At 71.8% G+C, this 14726-nt stretch carries 11 protein-coding genes; 7 read left to right on the top strand and 4 right to left on the bottom strand.

Translation table 11 applies throughout. The features are described 5' to 3' along the window. Window positions 1–162: 162 nt before the first annotated feature. Complete coding sequence (locus tag ACZ303_RS02710; RefSeq protein WP_467334323.1) at window positions 163–2295, top strand: ATP-binding SpoIIE family protein phosphatase; 2133 nt, start codon at window positions 163–165, stop codon at window positions 2293–2295. Between the two features lie 52 nt (window positions 2296–2347). Here the strand turns inward: ACZ303_RS02710 and ACZ303_RS02705 are convergent, their stop codons facing one another. After that, entirely contained in the window at window positions 2348–3301 is a 954-nt protein-coding gene (locus ACZ303_RS02705) for a pirin family protein (protein ID WP_467334321.1), read from the bottom strand. A 101-nt stretch (window positions 3302–3402) separates the two neighbouring features. Between ACZ303_RS02705 and ACZ303_RS02700 the strand changes: the two genes are divergently transcribed. Continuing rightward, window positions 3403–4335, top strand: a complete 933-nt coding sequence (locus ACZ303_RS02700) for a trypsin-like serine peptidase (RefSeq protein ID WP_467334320.1) — start codon at window positions 3403–3405, stop codon at window positions 4333–4335. 70 nt (window positions 4336–4405) lie between these two features. On the opposite strand, the gene ACZ303_RS02695 is transcribed toward ACZ303_RS02700, so the two are convergent. Beyond that, window positions 4406–4858 (bottom strand): SseB family protein, encoded by a 453-nt coding sequence (locus ACZ303_RS02695; RefSeq protein WP_215081643.1) that lies wholly within the window; start codon window positions 4856–4858, stop codon window positions 4406–4408. Window positions 4859–5704: 846 nt separating this feature from the next. On the opposite strand from ACZ303_RS02695, the gene ACZ303_RS02690 reads away from it, so the two are divergent. The 5 genes from ACZ303_RS02690 (at window position 5705) to ACZ303_RS02670 (ending at window position 11798) form a co-directional block, all read left to right on the top strand. Next, window positions 5705–7531, top strand: a complete 1827-nt coding sequence (locus tag ACZ303_RS02690; protein WP_467334315.1) for an acyl-CoA dehydrogenase — start codon at window positions 5705–5707, stop codon at window positions 7529–7531. A 79-nt stretch (window positions 7532–7610) separates the two neighbouring features. Further along, window positions 7611–8897, top strand: coding sequence for a M18 family aminopeptidase (locus ACZ303_RS02685; protein WP_467334313.1), 1287 nt, complete (start codon window positions 7611–7613; stop codon window positions 8895–8897). Window position 8898: 1 nt separating this feature from the next. After that, window positions 8899–10674 carry an AfsR/SARP family transcriptional regulator gene (locus ACZ303_RS02680; protein ID WP_467334312.1) on the top strand — a complete coding sequence of 592 codons (1776 nt, stop codon included), beginning with the start codon at window positions 8899–8901 and terminating at the stop codon, window positions 10672–10674. Window positions 10675–10755: 81 nt separating this feature from the next. After that, complete coding sequence (locus tag ACZ303_RS02675; protein ID WP_467334311.1) at window positions 10756–11451, top strand: DUF4232 domain-containing protein; 696 nt, start codon at window positions 10756–10758, stop codon at window positions 11449–11451. 122 nt (window positions 11452–11573) lie between these two features. Next, on the top strand, window positions 11574–11798 hold the full coding sequence (locus ACZ303_RS02670; RefSeq protein ID WP_467334310.1) for a hypothetical protein: 225 nt from the start codon (window positions 11574–11576) through the stop codon (window positions 11796–11798). Window positions 11799–11826: 28 nt separating this feature from the next. On the opposite strand, the gene ACZ303_RS02665 is transcribed toward ACZ303_RS02670, so the two are convergent. After that, complete coding sequence (locus ACZ303_RS02665; protein ID WP_467334308.1) at window positions 11827–13626, bottom strand: NHL domain-containing thioredoxin family protein; 1800 nt, start codon at window positions 13624–13626, stop codon at window positions 11827–11829. 181 nt (window positions 13627–13807) lie between these two features. After that, window positions 13808–14599 carry a carbon-nitrogen family hydrolase gene (locus tag ACZ303_RS02660; protein WP_467334306.1) on the bottom strand — a complete coding sequence of 264 codons (792 nt, stop codon included), beginning with the start codon at window positions 14597–14599 and terminating at the stop codon, window positions 13808–13810. Window positions 14600–14726: the final 127 nt, after the last annotated feature.

The following is a 14726-nucleotide window of genomic DNA, read 5'->3' as shown; positions in this document are numbered from 1 at the left end:
TTCATCCAAGTCGTGGTCGAGGTGATCACCGAGGCCGTGTCCGGACCCGGTGATCGAGGCGGGGGCGCTGGGTCAGCGTCGCAGCAGCGCGTATGCAAGCCTACCTACTGCCACGGAGGGCATCGGTGGTATCTACCCGACGTACCCGCATAAAGTGGGGCAATGCGCACCGAGGACGTACTGACGGCCGTAGCGACCGGCCTGTGGCACTGGGACAACGCCTCGCGCATCGCCACCTTCGACGCCGAGGCCGCCCGGCTCCTGGGCCTGCCGGCGGAGCGCGTGGAGCTGACCGAGTCGGCGGCCCGCGCCCGGTTCCACGCCGTGGACTGGGTCGAGATCATGGGCATCATCAACCTGGCCGTCGCCGAGGACACCCTCGCCGAGGCCCGGCTGCGCGTCATCGACGACGAGGGCCGGGTGCTGCGGACCGTACGCAGCCGCTCCAGGCCGGTCCGGGGCGCGACCGACTATCTGCTGGTGGGCACCGTCCAGGAGGTCCCGGAGGCACAGCCCGGCACGTCCGCCGTCCGCGCGCAGGTCACCGGCGACTGGCGGCGCAACAGAGAGGCGTTCCTCCTCGACGCGGGCCGCGCCCTCGCGGAGGCGCGCTCGACCGCCGAGGTGCTGCGGGTGGCGGCCGGCCTGTCGATGCCCGGCTTCGAACCCTCGGGGCTGGCGGTCTTCAGCAGCGACGGCAACCGGGTCAAGGTCATCGGCCACCACGGCTACGGGCCCGGCGAGGCCGACCCCTTCCTCGACCTGCCCCTGAACGCCGCGTACCCGGCGGCCGAGGTCATCCGCACCGGCCGCGCGATCTACCTCCCGGACCCCGACGACTACCGGCGCCGCTTCCGCGACGCCTTCCGCGTCGTCGAGCACTTCGGCCGCAAGTCCTGGGCGTTCCTGCCGCTGATCAACGCCGGCCAGACCATCGGCGCGTGGATGGCCGGCTTCAGCGTGCCCGTCTCCTTCACACCCGACGAGCGCTCGGTCCTGACCACCGTGGCCCGGATGCTCGCCCAGGCGCTGAGCCGGGCCAGCGTCCACGAGTCGGAGCGCGAGCTTTCCGTGGGGTTGCAGCGCTCGATGATGCCGACGGTGCAGCCGGACATCGTCGGGATGTCGGTGGCGGCACGGTACGTACCGACCGGCGGCGGCCTCCAGGTCGGCGGCGACTGGTACGACATGATCCCGCTGCCGTCCGGGAAGACCGCCCTGGTCATCGGGGACGTCCAGGGTCACGACGTACGGGCGGCCGGGCTGATGGGCCAGCTGCGGATCGCGCTGCGCGCGTACGCCTCCGAGGGGCACCACCCGGACGCGGTCCTCTCGCGGGCCTCGCGGTTCCTGGCCGGCGTCAACGACACCGGCGAGGGCGACGCCGACCCGCGCTTCGCCACCTGCCTCTACATCGAGGTCTGCCCCTCCAGCGGCGTCCTGGTCATCGCCCGCGCCGGCCACCCCGAACCGGCGATCCGGCTGAGCGACGGCACGCTGCTCGTACGGGCGACGGCGGGCGGCCTGCCGCTGGGCATCGACCCGGACACGGACTACCCCACCACCCGGCTGGTCCTGGAGCCCGGCGAGACGATGCTGGTTTGCACGGACGGGCTGATCGAGACGGGCGGCCACGACCTGGAGACCGGCTGGACCCGGCTGCGCGAGGTCGTCGAGGGCTATCCGCTGGACACGGACGGCGGAAACCTGGAGAAGCTCGCCGACGCGCTGGTCCAGGCCGTGCACGGCCCGCCCTCGCACTACACGACCGGCCCGCTCGTCGACCGGCGCGAGGACGACATCGCCCTGCTGCTGCTGTGCCGCCAGGTCTCCGCCGCGACCGCCGTGGGCGCCCTGAAGCCCCTGCGCCCCACCCGCCGCACGGCCCTGACCATCGCCCAGGCCGAACCGGAACGCATCGCCGAGGCCCGCCAGCAGCTGCGCGACCTCATGTACGACTGGCCGGACGAGGACCAGCTGGACTCGGCGGTGCTGATGGTCTCCGAGATGGTCACGAACGTGCTCGTGCACACGGACGGGGACGCGCTGCTGACCGCCGAGATATCGGGCGCGGCGGGCGAGCGCCGCGTCCGCGTCGACGTGGCCGACAGCAGCGACGAGCTGCCGCACCGCCGGCATCCGGGGGAGATGGCGTCCTCCGGCCGCGGCCTGGTCCTGATGGAACTCCTCGCGAGCACGTGGGGGGTGGACCCGCGGGGGGAGGGGAAGAACATCTGGTTCGAGCTGTACGAGGCCGACGGCGCCGCGCCGCTGCCGGTCGCGGAGCAGGGCTGACGGTCCTCGCTGTCGTCTCCTCCTGGGTTCCCCTGCGCCAGAGGCTCTCCGATCAGGCCCCCGCCGCCGGGATCGTGCCCAACCGCCCCGCCTTGAAGTCGTCGAGCGCCTGGGCCAACTCGGCCCGGGTGTTCATGACGAAGGGCCCGTAGTGCATCACCGGTTCCCGGATCGGCAGCCCGCCGAGGAGCACGACCTCGAAGTTCTCGGTGCGGGACTCCTGGCTTTCGGCGGCGCGGATCACCACGGAATCGCCGTGTCCGAAGACGACCGTCTGACCCATCCGGAAGGGCCGCCCCTCGGCCCCCGCGACACCATGTCCGGCGAGCCCGTACGCCAGGGCGTTGAACTCCGGCCGCCAGGGCAGCGTCACTTCCGCGCCCGGGCTCACGGACGCGTGGATCATCGTGATCGGGGTGTGGGTCGCGCCCGGTCCGGCGTGGCCCGCGACGTCACCGGCGATCAGCCGGATCAGGGCGCCGCCGTCCTCCGACGCGAGCAGCTTGACGTTGCTGCCACGGATGTCCTGGTACTTCGGGGCGATCATCTTGTCCTGGGCGGGCAGGTTCACCCACAGCTGGAGGCCGTGGAAGAGCCCGCCGCTGGTCACCAGGTCCTCGGGCGGCGTCTCGATGTGCAGCAGGCCGGAGCCCGCGGTCATCCACTGGGTGTCGCCGTCCGTGATGACGCCGCCGCCTCCGTGCGAGTCCTGGTGCACGAAGGTGCCGTCGATGATGTACGTCACCGTCTCGAAGCCGCGGTGAGGGTGCCACGGCGTGCCGCGCGGTTCCCCGGCCGCGTAGTCCACCTCACCCATCTGGTCCATCATGATGAACGGATCGAGGTGGCGGTGGTCGATTCCCGCGAAGGCCCGGCGCACCGGGAATCCCTCCCCCTCGAAGCCGCTGGGGGCGGTGGACACCGCCCGCACGGGGCGGGGCACGGCCCCGGAGGGGGCCAGGACGCGCGGCAGGCTCAGAGGGTTTTCTACGGTGACAGCCGGCATGACGACCTCCTGGGTGTTGTCTGCCCTCAAGTTAGTTGAAGAGTGAACAACCTGCAAGGTCCGCCGCATTCCCCCGGCGCCCGACCATGGACACTGGATCAATGCGCCCGAAAGTCGGCGGCCCCACTCCGGCCGCGCTCGCCGCCCTGATAGCGACGGTCCTCGCCCTGGCCGGCGTGGGCCTCGTCGTGGCCAACCGGGGCGTGGCGACGGACGCGCCCATCGTGGACGGCGACACCGCGGGGCACTACGCGCAGCCGAAGGCGCTGGGCGACGCGGCCGCGAAGGCGATGGAGGACGTGGTGCGCACGGCTACGGCCCGGGCACCCGAGGCCCCCGTGACCCGGTCGGCGACGACCGCCGACCTGCCGCCCTCGGACCCGCTGGAGGCGACCGCCGCCGAGCCCTCGTCCGCGGTCGGGCCGCTGTTCTACACGGGCCAGGGCACCCCGGGCCACGGCTGCACCGCCGCCGTCGTGCACAGCCCGAAGGGCGACCTGGTCGTCACGGCCGCGCACTGCGTCCACCAGGACGGCTTCCGCACGGACATCGCGTTCGCGCCGGGCTACCGGGACGGCGTCGCGCCGTACGGGGTGTGGGTGCCGACGACCGTGGACGTCGACCCGGAGTGGGCGGACGGCCGGGATCCGGACCACGACGTGGCGTTCCTGCGGGTACGGAGAGTGGGCGACGGCACGCCCGTCGAGCGCCTGACCGGCGCGGAGCGGATCCGCTTCTCCCCCGCCCCCGGCCGGCCGACGCGCGTGATCGGCTACCCCGTCGGCAGCGAACGGCCGGTCGCCTGCCAGAACGCGACCGACACCTTCAGCCCGACCCAGATCGGCTTCACCTGCCACGGCCTGCCCAACGGCACGAGCGGCGCGCCCTTCCTCACCGACGTCGACCCCGCGACCGGCCTCGGCACGATCGACGGCGTCCTGGGCGGCCACGACGAGGGCGGCGACGACGAGACGTCGTACAGCGCGTACCTCGGCAGGTCGGCGGAGGCGCTCTACCGCCGCGCCACCGCCTGAGCCGTCCACGCGGAGGGCGTCCAGCCGTCCGCGCGGCGATGGCGTCTAGCCATCTGCACGGCGATGGCGTCTAGCCATACATACGCCGCATCGCGAAGTCCACCATCTGCTCCACCGCCTTGGCGTCGAAGACCATCCGGTGGTCGCCCTCCATGTCCAGGACGAAGCCGTAGCCCGTCGGCAGGAGGTCTATGACCTCCGCGCCCGTGATCACGAAGTACTTGGACTCCTTGCCCGCGTACCGCCGCAGCTCCTTCAGCGACGTGAACATCGGGATGACCGGGTGCTGGGTGTTGTGGAGCGCGAGGAAGCCGGGGTTGTCGCCGCGTGGGCAGTAGACCTTCGAGGTCGAGAAGATCACCTGGAAGTCCTCGGCGGACATGGAGCCCGTCGTGAAGGCCCGTACCGCGTCGGCGAGCGACGGCGGGGAGGGCTCGGGGTAGAGCGGCTGCTCGCCATAGCCACCGGGCTGCTGCGGCGGCGCGTAGCCCTGAGTGCCCGCGTTCTGGTCGTAGCCGTACATGGCCCAAAGCCTACTCAGTGAACCTCCCCGACCTGAAGGTCGGAGCTTCTGCCTTCACAGGCGCCCTACAGCGGTACGGACGAACGTCCGGCCGGCACCCCGCTCGGGGTGGCGGCACCGCTGTCATGGTCGGTGGTGTTCTCCGGACGGAGAACGACAGCAACACCCGCGCCGACGGGCAGGTCAGCGGGGCGGCCCGGTTCCCGGGCCATGGTCCGGTTCCACAACATCGCCGACGCATGGCAGGTCGCATGAGCCCGCATGTGACCGGCCCGGTTCAACCAGACGGGCACCACCGCCGTCAGCACACGCGATCCCACCCCAGCCCTCCCGTCGGGCAGCACATACGCACCCACGTACATGAGTACGTGAAACGCATTGCACCGCCTTGGAAGGAGGCCGGTCAACGGGCTCTCCCTGAAAGTGGATTCGCAAGTTCGCACGAGCCTTCGGTCGTCGGCGGGGAGGTCACTCCCTCGCTCGGAACGTCAACGCCGAAGTGCAATCGAGCCGGGCAAGCCCCTGGCTGCCCGGCGGGACGCGGCGGCTCGCGATGCCCGAAGGCACCGGGAGGGGCCCTACGTACAGGACACCCACCCTCGCCGTGGCCCGACCCCCTCCGCCTCGACCTGCGGGCCATCAGCTCACCCCCTGCGCTCAGCACCCGACCCAGCCCCCGCACACCGCGCCGGGCCCGCGACCACGCGCCCGCACTGCCGTCGAATTGACACTGGTCACACTCGGGCGATCAGGGGTTGCGTCTTATTACTCGTGGGTAGCATCATGGAAATTACTGCCCGGTACGTATTTTGAGGGTCTACCTCCCAGCCTTACGGAGCCGTTGTCATGGGCCACTACAAGTCGAATCTCCGCGACATCGAGTTCAACCTCTTCGAGGTTCTCGGCCGCGACAAGCTGTACGGCACCGGCCCGTTCGCGGAGATGGACATCGAGACCGCCAAGGACATCCTGACGGAGATCACGCGCCTCTCGGAGAACGAGCTGGCGGAGTCCTACGCCGACGCCGACCGCAACCCGCCGGTCTTCGACCCCGAGACCAACACGGCTCCGGTGCCGGACACCTTCAAGAAGAGCTACCAGGCGTTCATGGACGCCGAGTGGTGGCGGCTGGGCATCCCGGAGGAGATCGGCGGCACCACCGCCCCGCGCTCCCTCCTCTGGGGCTTCGCGGAGACGATCCTGGGTGCCAACCCGGCGGTGTGGATGTACTCCTCCGGCCCCGCCTTCGCGGGTGTGCTGTTCGAGGAGGGCACCGAGCAGCAGAAGCACATCGCGAAGATCGCGGTGGAGAAGCAGTGGGGCTCCACCATGGTGCTGACCGAGCCGGACGCCGGCTCGGACGTCGGCGCCGGCCGCACCAAGGCGATCAAGCAGGAGGACGGCTCCTGGCACATCGAGGGTGTGAAGCGCTTCATCACCTCCGGTGAGCACGACATGTCGGACAACATCCTTCACTACGTGCTCGCCCGCCCCGAGGGCCACGGCCCGGGCACCAAGGGCCTGTCGCTCTTCCTCGTGCCGAAGTACGAGTTCGACTTCGAGACCGGCGAGCTGGGCGAGCGCAACGGCGTCTACGCCACCAACGTCGAGCACAAGATGGGCCTCAAGGCCTCCAACACCTGCGAGATGACCTTCGGCGACAAGCACCCCGCCAAGGGCTGGCTCATCGGCGAGAAGCACGACGGCATCCGCCAGATGTTCATGATCATCGAGTTCGCGCGGATGATGGTCGGCACGAAGGCCATCGCCACCCTCTCCACCGGCTACCTCAACGCGCTGGAGTACGCCAAGGAGCGCGTGCAGGGCCCGGACCTGGCGAACTTCATGGACAAGACCGCGCCCAAGGTCACCATCACGCACCACCCCGACGTCCGCCGCTCGCTGATGACGCAGAAGGCGTACGCCGAGGGCATGCGCGCCCTGGTCCTGCACACCGCCGCCGTCCAGGACGACATCCTGGTCAAGGAGCACGCGGGCGAGGACGCCAAGGCACTGCACGGCCTCAACGACCTGCTGCTGCCGATCGTCAAGGGCTACGGCTCCGAGAAGTCCTACGAGCAGCTGGCCCAGTCGCTCCAGACCTTCGGCGGCTCCGGGTACCTCCAGGAGTACCCGATCGAGCAGTACATCCGTGACGCCAAGATCGACACGCTGTACGAGGGCACGACGGCCATCCAGGGCCAGGACTTCTTCTTCCGGAAGATCGTCCGTGACCAGGGCCAGTCGCTGAACACCCTGGCCGAGGAGATCAAGAAGTTCCTCGCCTCCGAGGCCGGCGGCGAGGACCTGGCCGCCGCCCGCGGCGCGCTCGCCAAGGCCGCCGTGGACCTGGAGGCGATCGTCGGCAAGATGATCACGGACCTCACCGCCACCGGCGAGGACGTCAAGAACATCTACAAGGTCGGCCTGAACACCACCCGCCTGCTGATGGTCTCCGGCGACGTCGTCGTCGGCTACCTGCTCCTCAAGGGCGCCGCGGTGGCCGCCGAGAAGCTGGCCGGCGCCTCCTCCAAGGACAAGTCCTTCTACGAGGGCAAGATCGCCGCGGCGAAGTTCTTCGCCCACAACATCCTGCCGGGCGTCTCCGTCGAGCGCGGCCTCGCCGAGACCGTCGACAACTCCCTGATGGAGCTGGACGAGTCGGTCTTCTAGGACCGTCCCGCCACACCTGCGACGCGGGCCCGCTTCTCCCTCCCGGGAGCGGCGGGCCCGTTGTCCTTATCCTGAGGCCATGAGCCCTGCGCACCGCTTCGACCGCGGCCACACCGACGACCTGATGACCTTCCTCGCCGCCAGCCCCTCCCCGTACCACGCGGTGGCCAACACCGCGGCGCGGCTGGAGAAAGCGGGCTTCCGGCAGATCGCGGAGACGGACGCGTGGGACGCGTCGACCGGCGGACAGTTCGTGACGCGCGGTGGCGCGATCATCGCCTGGTACGTGCCGGAGGGCGCGACCGCCGCCACCCCGTTCCGCATCATCGGCGCGCACACCGACTCCCCCAACCTGCGCGTCAAGCCGCTGCCCGACACCGGGGCGCACGGCTGGCGGCAGGTGGCCGTCGAGCTCTACGGCGGGACGCTGCTCAACACCTGGCTCGACCGGGACCTCGGCCTCTCCGGCCGGCTCTCGATGCGCGACGGCGGTCACCGGCTGGTCAACGTGGACCGCCCGCTGCTGCGCGTACCGCAGCTGGCCATCCACCTCGACCGCGGTGTCAACGAGGGCCTCAAGCTCGACAAGCAGCGGCACATGACCCCGATTTGGGGTATCGGGCAGCCGCGCGAGGGCGACCTGATCAGCTTCGTGGCGCAGGAGGCGGGTGTGGCTGCCGAGGACGTCCGGGGCTGGGACCTGATGGTCCACAGCGTCGAGGCGCCCGCCTACCTCGGCCGTGACAACGAGCTGCTGGCCGCGCCGCGCCTGGACAACCTGATGTCCGTGCACGCGGGTGTGGCCGCGCTGACGGCGGCCGTCGGCGGGGAGCTGTCGTACATCCCGGTGCTCGCCGCGTTCGATCACGAGGAGAACGGCAGCCAGTCCGACACCGGTGCCGAGGGCCCGATGCTCGGCAATGTGCTGGAGCGGTCCGTCTTCGCCCGCGGCGGTTCGTACGAGGAGCGGGCCCGCGCCTTCGCCGGGACCGTCTGCCTCTCCTCCGACATGGGTCACGCGGTGCACCCCAACTACTCCGAGCACCACGAGCCGGGGCACCACCCGATGCCCAACGGCGGTCCGATCCTCAAGCTGAACGTCAATCAGCGCTACGCCACGGACGGCCACGGCCGCGCGATCTTCGCCGAGGCGTGCGAGCGGGCGGGCGTGCCCTGGCAGCACTTCGTCTCGCACAACGCGATGCCCTGCGGCACCACCATCGGGCCCATCACCGCCGCCCGGCACGGCATCACCACCATCGACATCGGCCTCGCCTGCCTGTCGATGCACTCGGCGCGCGAGCTGTGCGGCGCCGACGACCCGTACCTGCTGGCGGCGGCGCTGACCGCCTTCCTGGAGGGGTGATTTGCGGTTCTCCCTGCTGGGCCCGGTCACTGCCGCCACCACCGCCGGTGAGCTTCCGCTGGGCCCCGCCAAACGGCGCAGCGTGCTCGCCATGCTGCTGTTGCAGCCCAACACGACGGTGTCCCTGGAACAGTTGATCGGCTCGGTCTGGGAGGACGAACCGCCCGCCCACGCCCGTACGGTCGTGCAGGGCCATGTCTCACGGCTGCGCGCGGTGCTTGCGGAGGCGGGCGCGGAGGCGCACGGGGTGTCGCTGGCCACGCACGGGTCGGCGTATCTGCTGCGGCTGCCGGAGGCGCTGATCGATACGTTCCGCTTCGGTGAGCTGGTCGCCCGGGCCCGGCCCGGGGAGGCGCCGGCCGAGGCGGTGGAGCTGCTGCGGGAGGCGCTGGGGCTGTGGCACGGCCCGGCGCTGACGGGCACAGTGTCCACGCCGCCGTTCGCCGCGGCCGCGCACGCCCTGGAGGAGCGGCGGCTGACCGCCGTGGAGTCGCTGGCCCGGGCGCACGGCGCGCTCGGCGGCCACGACCGCGCGGCGGCGATCCTGCACGCGGAGGCGGTCCGACATCCGCTGCGGGAGTCGCTCGTGGCGGCGCTGATGCCGGCGTTGTACCGGGCGGGGCGGCAGTCCGAGGCGTTCGAGTGGTTCCACCGCACGCGGCGGCTGCTGGCGGACGAGTTGGGCGTGGAGCCGGGCGAGGGGCTGCGGTCGGCGTACGACCGGATCCTGCGCTCGGGGGCGCCGGACCGGCCCCCGGGGCGCGCCAAGAGCCCGGTGTGGCACGCGCCCGAGCTGTTGCCGCGGCGGCCCGCCGGTTTCCTCGGCCGGGACCGGGAGCTGGCCGAGCTGACCCGGCTGGTGGACGGGCCCGCCGCGGGCGGTGTCGTGGTGGTCACCGGGCCCGCCGGGGTCGGGAAGACCGCGTTCGCCGTGCACTGGGGGCACGGCCGGGGCGAGGCGTTCCCCGGCGGGCGGCTGTTCGCCGATCTGCGGGGATTCAGCGGGGGCGAGGAGGCGGCGCCCGGTGAGGTGCTGCGGGAGTTCCTGCTCGCGCTGGGCACGCCCGCCGATCGAATACCGGACTCGCCCCGGGCCGCCTCCGCGCTCTACCGGTCGCTCACGGCGGGCCGCAGGCTGCTCGTCGTCCTCGACAACGCCCGCAGCTCGGCGCAGGTGCGACCGCTGCTGCCGGCCGGTGCGGAGTGCGCGACGCTCGTCACCAGCCGCAGCCGCCTCGACGGCCTCGTCGCCACCGACTCGGCCCGGCCCGTACGGCTGCGCGCCCTGGGCACCGAGGACGGCGTCGCCCTGCTCGGGGCGGCGCTCGGGCCCGAGCGGGTGCTGGAGGAGCCGGACGCCGCGGCCGAACTCGTCACGCTCTGCGACGGCCTGCCGCTCGCGCTGCGCGCGGCCGCCGCCCAGCTCACGGCCCGGCCGCGGTGGCGACTCGCCCGGCTGGCGGCCGCCCTGCGCGACGAGCGGCAGCGGCTGGCGCTGTTGTCCGCCGAGGACACCGGGGTCGCGGCGGCGCTGCGGGCCTCGGTGGCGCGGCTGTCGGAGGACGACGCGCGGCTGCTGCGCGCGCTGGGCGCGGGGTTCACGCGCGTGGTGGACGCGACGGCCGTGGCCGCGCTGGCGGGCGCGGACCCGGACCAGACGCTGTACGGGCTGGATCGGCTGGCGGAGATGCATCTGGTGGACGAGGAGGCCACCGGCCGTTATGTGATGAGCGACCTGGTGAAACTCTTCGCGCAGAGAAAGAGCGACGAACGTTAGCGGAGCGTTAGCCGATCGGCAGCAGGCTGCGGAATGATCCCTGCCGTACCAACCGGTCGACGTCCCATCGGGGGAACCACCATGACTCGTACCCGCAGCCTGCGGCTCGCCGCCGCCGCGCTCGCCGCCGCTGCCGCCCTCACCCTGACGGCCTGTGGTGGGAGCGACGGTACGGGCGCCAAGACCAGCGGCAAGGCCGACACGTCCGGGGCGGAGCAGGACACCCAGGAACAGGACCAGCCGGCCGGCGACTCGCGGACCACGGACAGCGACGGCAAGCCGGCGGACACCGCCGGCAAGGGCGGCGTGCAGGGGAAGGCGCAGGACAAGGCGCAGACCGGCAAGAACGGCAAGACCGTCTGTTCCTCCGCGAACGTCAAGGTGGAGGCGAAGGCCGTCGCCACGCCCGTCAACCACCTGCTCCTGGTGGCCACCAACACCTCGAAGGCCGCCTGCGACGCCTATGGCTTCCCCTACCTGCGCTTCGACGCCGACCAGGCCACGGCGATCGCCGTCGAGGAGAGCCGTCCGCGGGCCGTCGTGACCCTCGCGCCGGGCAAGTCGGCCTACGCGGGCGTGGTGACGTCCGCCGCCGACGGTTCGGGCGGCACGGTCCGCACCGCGAAGAAGCTCTCCGTCTCCTTCCAGGGCCCGGGCGGCGACGCCGCGGTGGGCGGCCGGGTGGAGGTGGCACCGCCCGGTGGTGGTGTCGCCGTCGACGACTCGGCCAAGGTGACGTACTGGCAGGGGGATTCGGCCGCCGCCCTCAAGTGGTAGCCGCCGTCGCGCACGTGGTGCCCGCCGTCGGACGGTTCGCCGCCACGATTGGCCGCCCCGGTCCGGGGTACCCGGACGTCTATGCCAACCGGAGCGGTCTATCGAGTTCGGAGGCGGTACCCATGGGCATGGGTTGGTGCATCGGTCTGATCGGTGTCGGCGCGATTCTCACGTTCGCGGTCGACTGGCACCTCGAAGGCATGAACGTCCACTTGGTGGGCCTGATCCTGATGGCGGTCGGCATCATCGGCACCTGCGCGTACGTCAGCATCTTCAAGCGGCGCCGGATGCAGCCGCCGCCCCCGGCCGCACCGGTGGTCGAGGAGGACCACCGGTACATCCGATGAGAAGCCGGCGGCCGCATACCCGGCGGCGCTAGCCGTCGAGCCCCGCCAGCACGAGCGGAAGCCGCTCGGCCCCGCCCGTCACCACCCGTACCGGGACACCCCAGTCCTGCTGGTGGACGTGGCAGGCGGGGTATTCGTTCGCCGGGTCGTCGTCGCAGGACGCGGCCATCGCGGAGACGTGCAGGACGCCCTCCGTGACGCCGTCCGCCAGGACCAGTTCGCGGGCGAGGTCCGAGCCCGCGCCCGAGCCCTCCGCGAGGAGCTCCGGCGGGGTGGAGCTGACCAGGAGACGGGTCGAGGGGCCGTAGCGGGTGTCGAGCTTCTGGCCCGCCGGGGCCTCGAAGACGACGTCCAGCCGCAGTCGGCCGGGCGCGATGTCGGTCGCGGCCCGCTGCGTGCGGTGCGCGACGGACTCGACCCGTACGGCCTCCTCGGGCAGCCGCAGCCGCGTCAGCCGGTGCCGGGCGGACTCCACGACGACGATGTCGTCGCCGGCGAGCACCGCGCCGGAGGGCTCCCGCAGGTCCGTGGCCAGCGTCGTCACCTCGCCCGTCGCCGGGTCGTAGCGGCGCAGGGCGTGGTTGTACGTGTCGGAGACGGCCACCGAGCCGTCGGGCAGGGCGGTCACCCCGAGCGGGTGCTGGAAGAGGGCCTGCGCGGCGTCGCCGTCGCGGTGCCCGAAGTCGAAGAGCCCGGTGCCGACGGCCGTGCGGACGACGAAGCCGTCGCCGTCGCGCTCGACCCAGCGCAGGGCGCTGGTCTCCGAGTCGGCGACCCACAGCCGGTCCCCGGTCGCGGCCAGTCCGGACGACTGCGCGAACCACGCCTGCTCGGCGGGCCCGTCGACCAGGCCCTCGTTCGTCGTACCGGCCGCCACCTCGACGGTGTCGGTCTCCGGGTCGTACGTCCACAGCTGGTGGACGCCGGCCATGGCGATCCACAGCCGGCCGGCGAACCAGGCGACGTCCCAGGGCGAGGAGAGGTCGACCTCGCGGGCGGGGCCGGAGGTGCGCCCGCCCCGCATCCACTGCCGGCCGGTGCCGGCCAGGACGGTGACGGCGCCGGTGGCGGGGTCGTACGCGCGCAGCGCGTGGTTGACGGTGTCGGCGACGACGACCTTCCCGTCGGGCATCAGCGCCAGGCCCTGCGGCTCGCTGAAGCTGTCGGCGCCGAAGCCGCGCTCGCCGCTGCCGACGCGTCGTACGACCGTCTCGCCGTCGGCCTCCAGTTCCACGAGCTGGTGGCGGGTGGAGTCGGAGACGAGGAAGTTGCCGGTGGGCAGCAGGACAGCCTTGCCGGGGAAGCGCAGGTCGGTGGCCACCGGCTCGGGGGCGACGTACGGGCCGTCGCCGCGGCGGAGGGTGCCCTTCGCGGCGTGGGTGGCCTCCAGCTCCTCGATCAGCTTCGACAGGGCGTGGGCGTGGCCCTCGCCGGAGTGCTGGGCGACGACATAGCCCTCGGGGTCGATGACGACGAGCGTCGGCCAGGCCCGTACCGCGTACTGCTTCCAGGTGGCGAGCTCGGGGTCGTCCAGGACGGGGTGGTGGACCTCGTACCGCTCGACGGCATCGACGACGGCCTGGTGATCGGCCTCGTGCACGAACTTCGGGGAGTGGACACCGATGATCACGACGGTGTCGCGGTGCTTCTCCTCCAGCTCCCGCAGCTCGTCCAGGACGTGCAGACAGTTCACGCAGCAGAACGTCCAAAAGTCCAAGATCACGATGCGTCCTCGCAGTTCAGCGAGGGTGAGGGCGGTGTCGCCGGTGTTCAGCCAGCCGCCCTTTCCGATGAGTTCGGGGGCGCGGACGCGTGTGGTTTGGGCCATGTCCCATTCAAACATTCACCGTCGGTGCGGGTATTCCGGCCGGCGCCGGGGACGGCCTTCGGCCGCGGTGTCCTCAAACGCCGGACGGGCTGGATTCGCGTGCCCGGGCTGTCCTCAAGCGCCGGACAGGCTGGGGTTCGCGTACCTGGGCGGTGTCCTCAAGCGCCGGACAGGCTGGATTTCACATGCTCGGGCTGGACTTCAGGACCCGGTCCTTCAGGGCCGGGAATTCCTCTCTCGTCTTCTTCACCCGGGCCAGGTCCAGGTCGACCGTGAGGATCTCCTCGTCCGGGCCCGCCTCCGCGAGGACCGTGCCCCAGGGGTCGACGACGATGCTGTGGCCGGCCTGCTGGACGCCCGCGTGGGTGCCCGCGGTGCCGCACGCCAGGACGTACGACTGGTTCTCGACCGCGCGGGCACGGGCCAGCAGCGTCCAGTGGTCGCGGCGGCGCTCGGGCCAGCCCGCCGGGACGACGAGGAGCTGCGCGCCCGCGTCGGTCAGGGCCCGGAACAGCTCGGGGAAGCGCAGGTCGTAGCAGGTGGCCAGGCCCAGCGTGGTGTCCGGGAGCGGGACGGTGACGACCTCGGTGCCGGCGCTCATCAGGACGGCCTCGCCGCGGTCGAAGCCGAAGCGGTGGATCTTGCGGTACGTGCGGACGAGGTCGCCGGAGGGGGAGAAGACGAGGGAGGTGTTGAAGAGGGGCCCGTCCGGGTCGCGTTCGACGATGGATCCCGCGTGCAGCCAGACACCCGCGTCGCGCGCGGCGGCGGACATCGCCTCGGCCGTGGGTCCGTGCAGGGGCTCGGCATCGGTGCCGAAGGACTCGTAGGCGAAGGCGCCGACGTGCCACAGTTCGGGCAGGACGACCAGGTCACTGCCCTGTTGTTCGCGTACGAGCCGTGCCACGCGCGCCCGGCGGTCGACGACCGTCTCGGCCGGGTCGACCGCTGCCTGGATCAAGGAGGCGCGCACAGTACCACCACTCTCAGCGTCCGAAACGACTGCCGGGTTGCCCGTGCGCAGCGTAACTTAACTGCTGAGCACCCAGACAGTCTTGCCCCGCAGCCGCCGCACCCGCAGCCGACACCCGAGCCGCCTG

This window comes from Streptomyces sp. NPDC023527, assembly GCF_055560115.1.
The sequence above is the reverse complement of the archived record's forward strand: the minus strand, read 5'-3'. Positions and strand labels throughout refer to the sequence as shown.

Bases quoted from the DNA above. Each gene is read 5' to 3' on its own strand.
- ACZ303_RS02710 (WP_467334323.1), top strand. From the start codon at position 163: ATGCGCACCGAGGACGTACTGACGGCCGTAGCGACCGGCCTGTGGCAC.
- ACZ303_RS02705 (WP_467334321.1), bottom strand. From the start codon at position 3,301: ATGCCGGCTGTCACCGTAGAAAACCCTCTGAGCCTGCCGCGCGTCCTG.
- ACZ303_RS02700 (WP_467334320.1), top strand. From the start codon at position 3,403: ATGCGCCCGAAAGTCGGCGGCCCCACTCCGGCCGCGCTCGCCGCCCTG.
- ACZ303_RS02695 (WP_215081643.1), bottom strand. From the start codon at position 4,858: ATGTACGGCTACGACCAGAACGCGGGCACTCAGGGCTACGCGCCGCCG.
- ACZ303_RS02690 (WP_467334315.1), top strand. From the start codon at position 5,705: ATGGGCCACTACAAGTCGAATCTCCGCGACATCGAGTTCAACCTCTTC.
- ACZ303_RS02685 (WP_467334313.1), top strand. From the start codon at position 7,611: ATGAGCCCTGCGCACCGCTTCGACCGCGGCCACACCGACGACCTGATG.
- ACZ303_RS02675 (WP_467334311.1), top strand. From the start codon at position 10,756: ATGACTCGTACCCGCAGCCTGCGGCTCGCCGCCGCCGCGCTCGCCGCC.
- ACZ303_RS02670 (WP_467334310.1), top strand. From the start codon at position 11,574: ATGGGCATGGGTTGGTGCATCGGTCTGATCGGTGTCGGCGCGATTCTC.
- ACZ303_RS02665 (WP_467334308.1), bottom strand. From the start codon at position 13,626: ATGGCCCAAACCACACGCGTCCGCGCCCCCGAACTCATCGGAAAGGGC.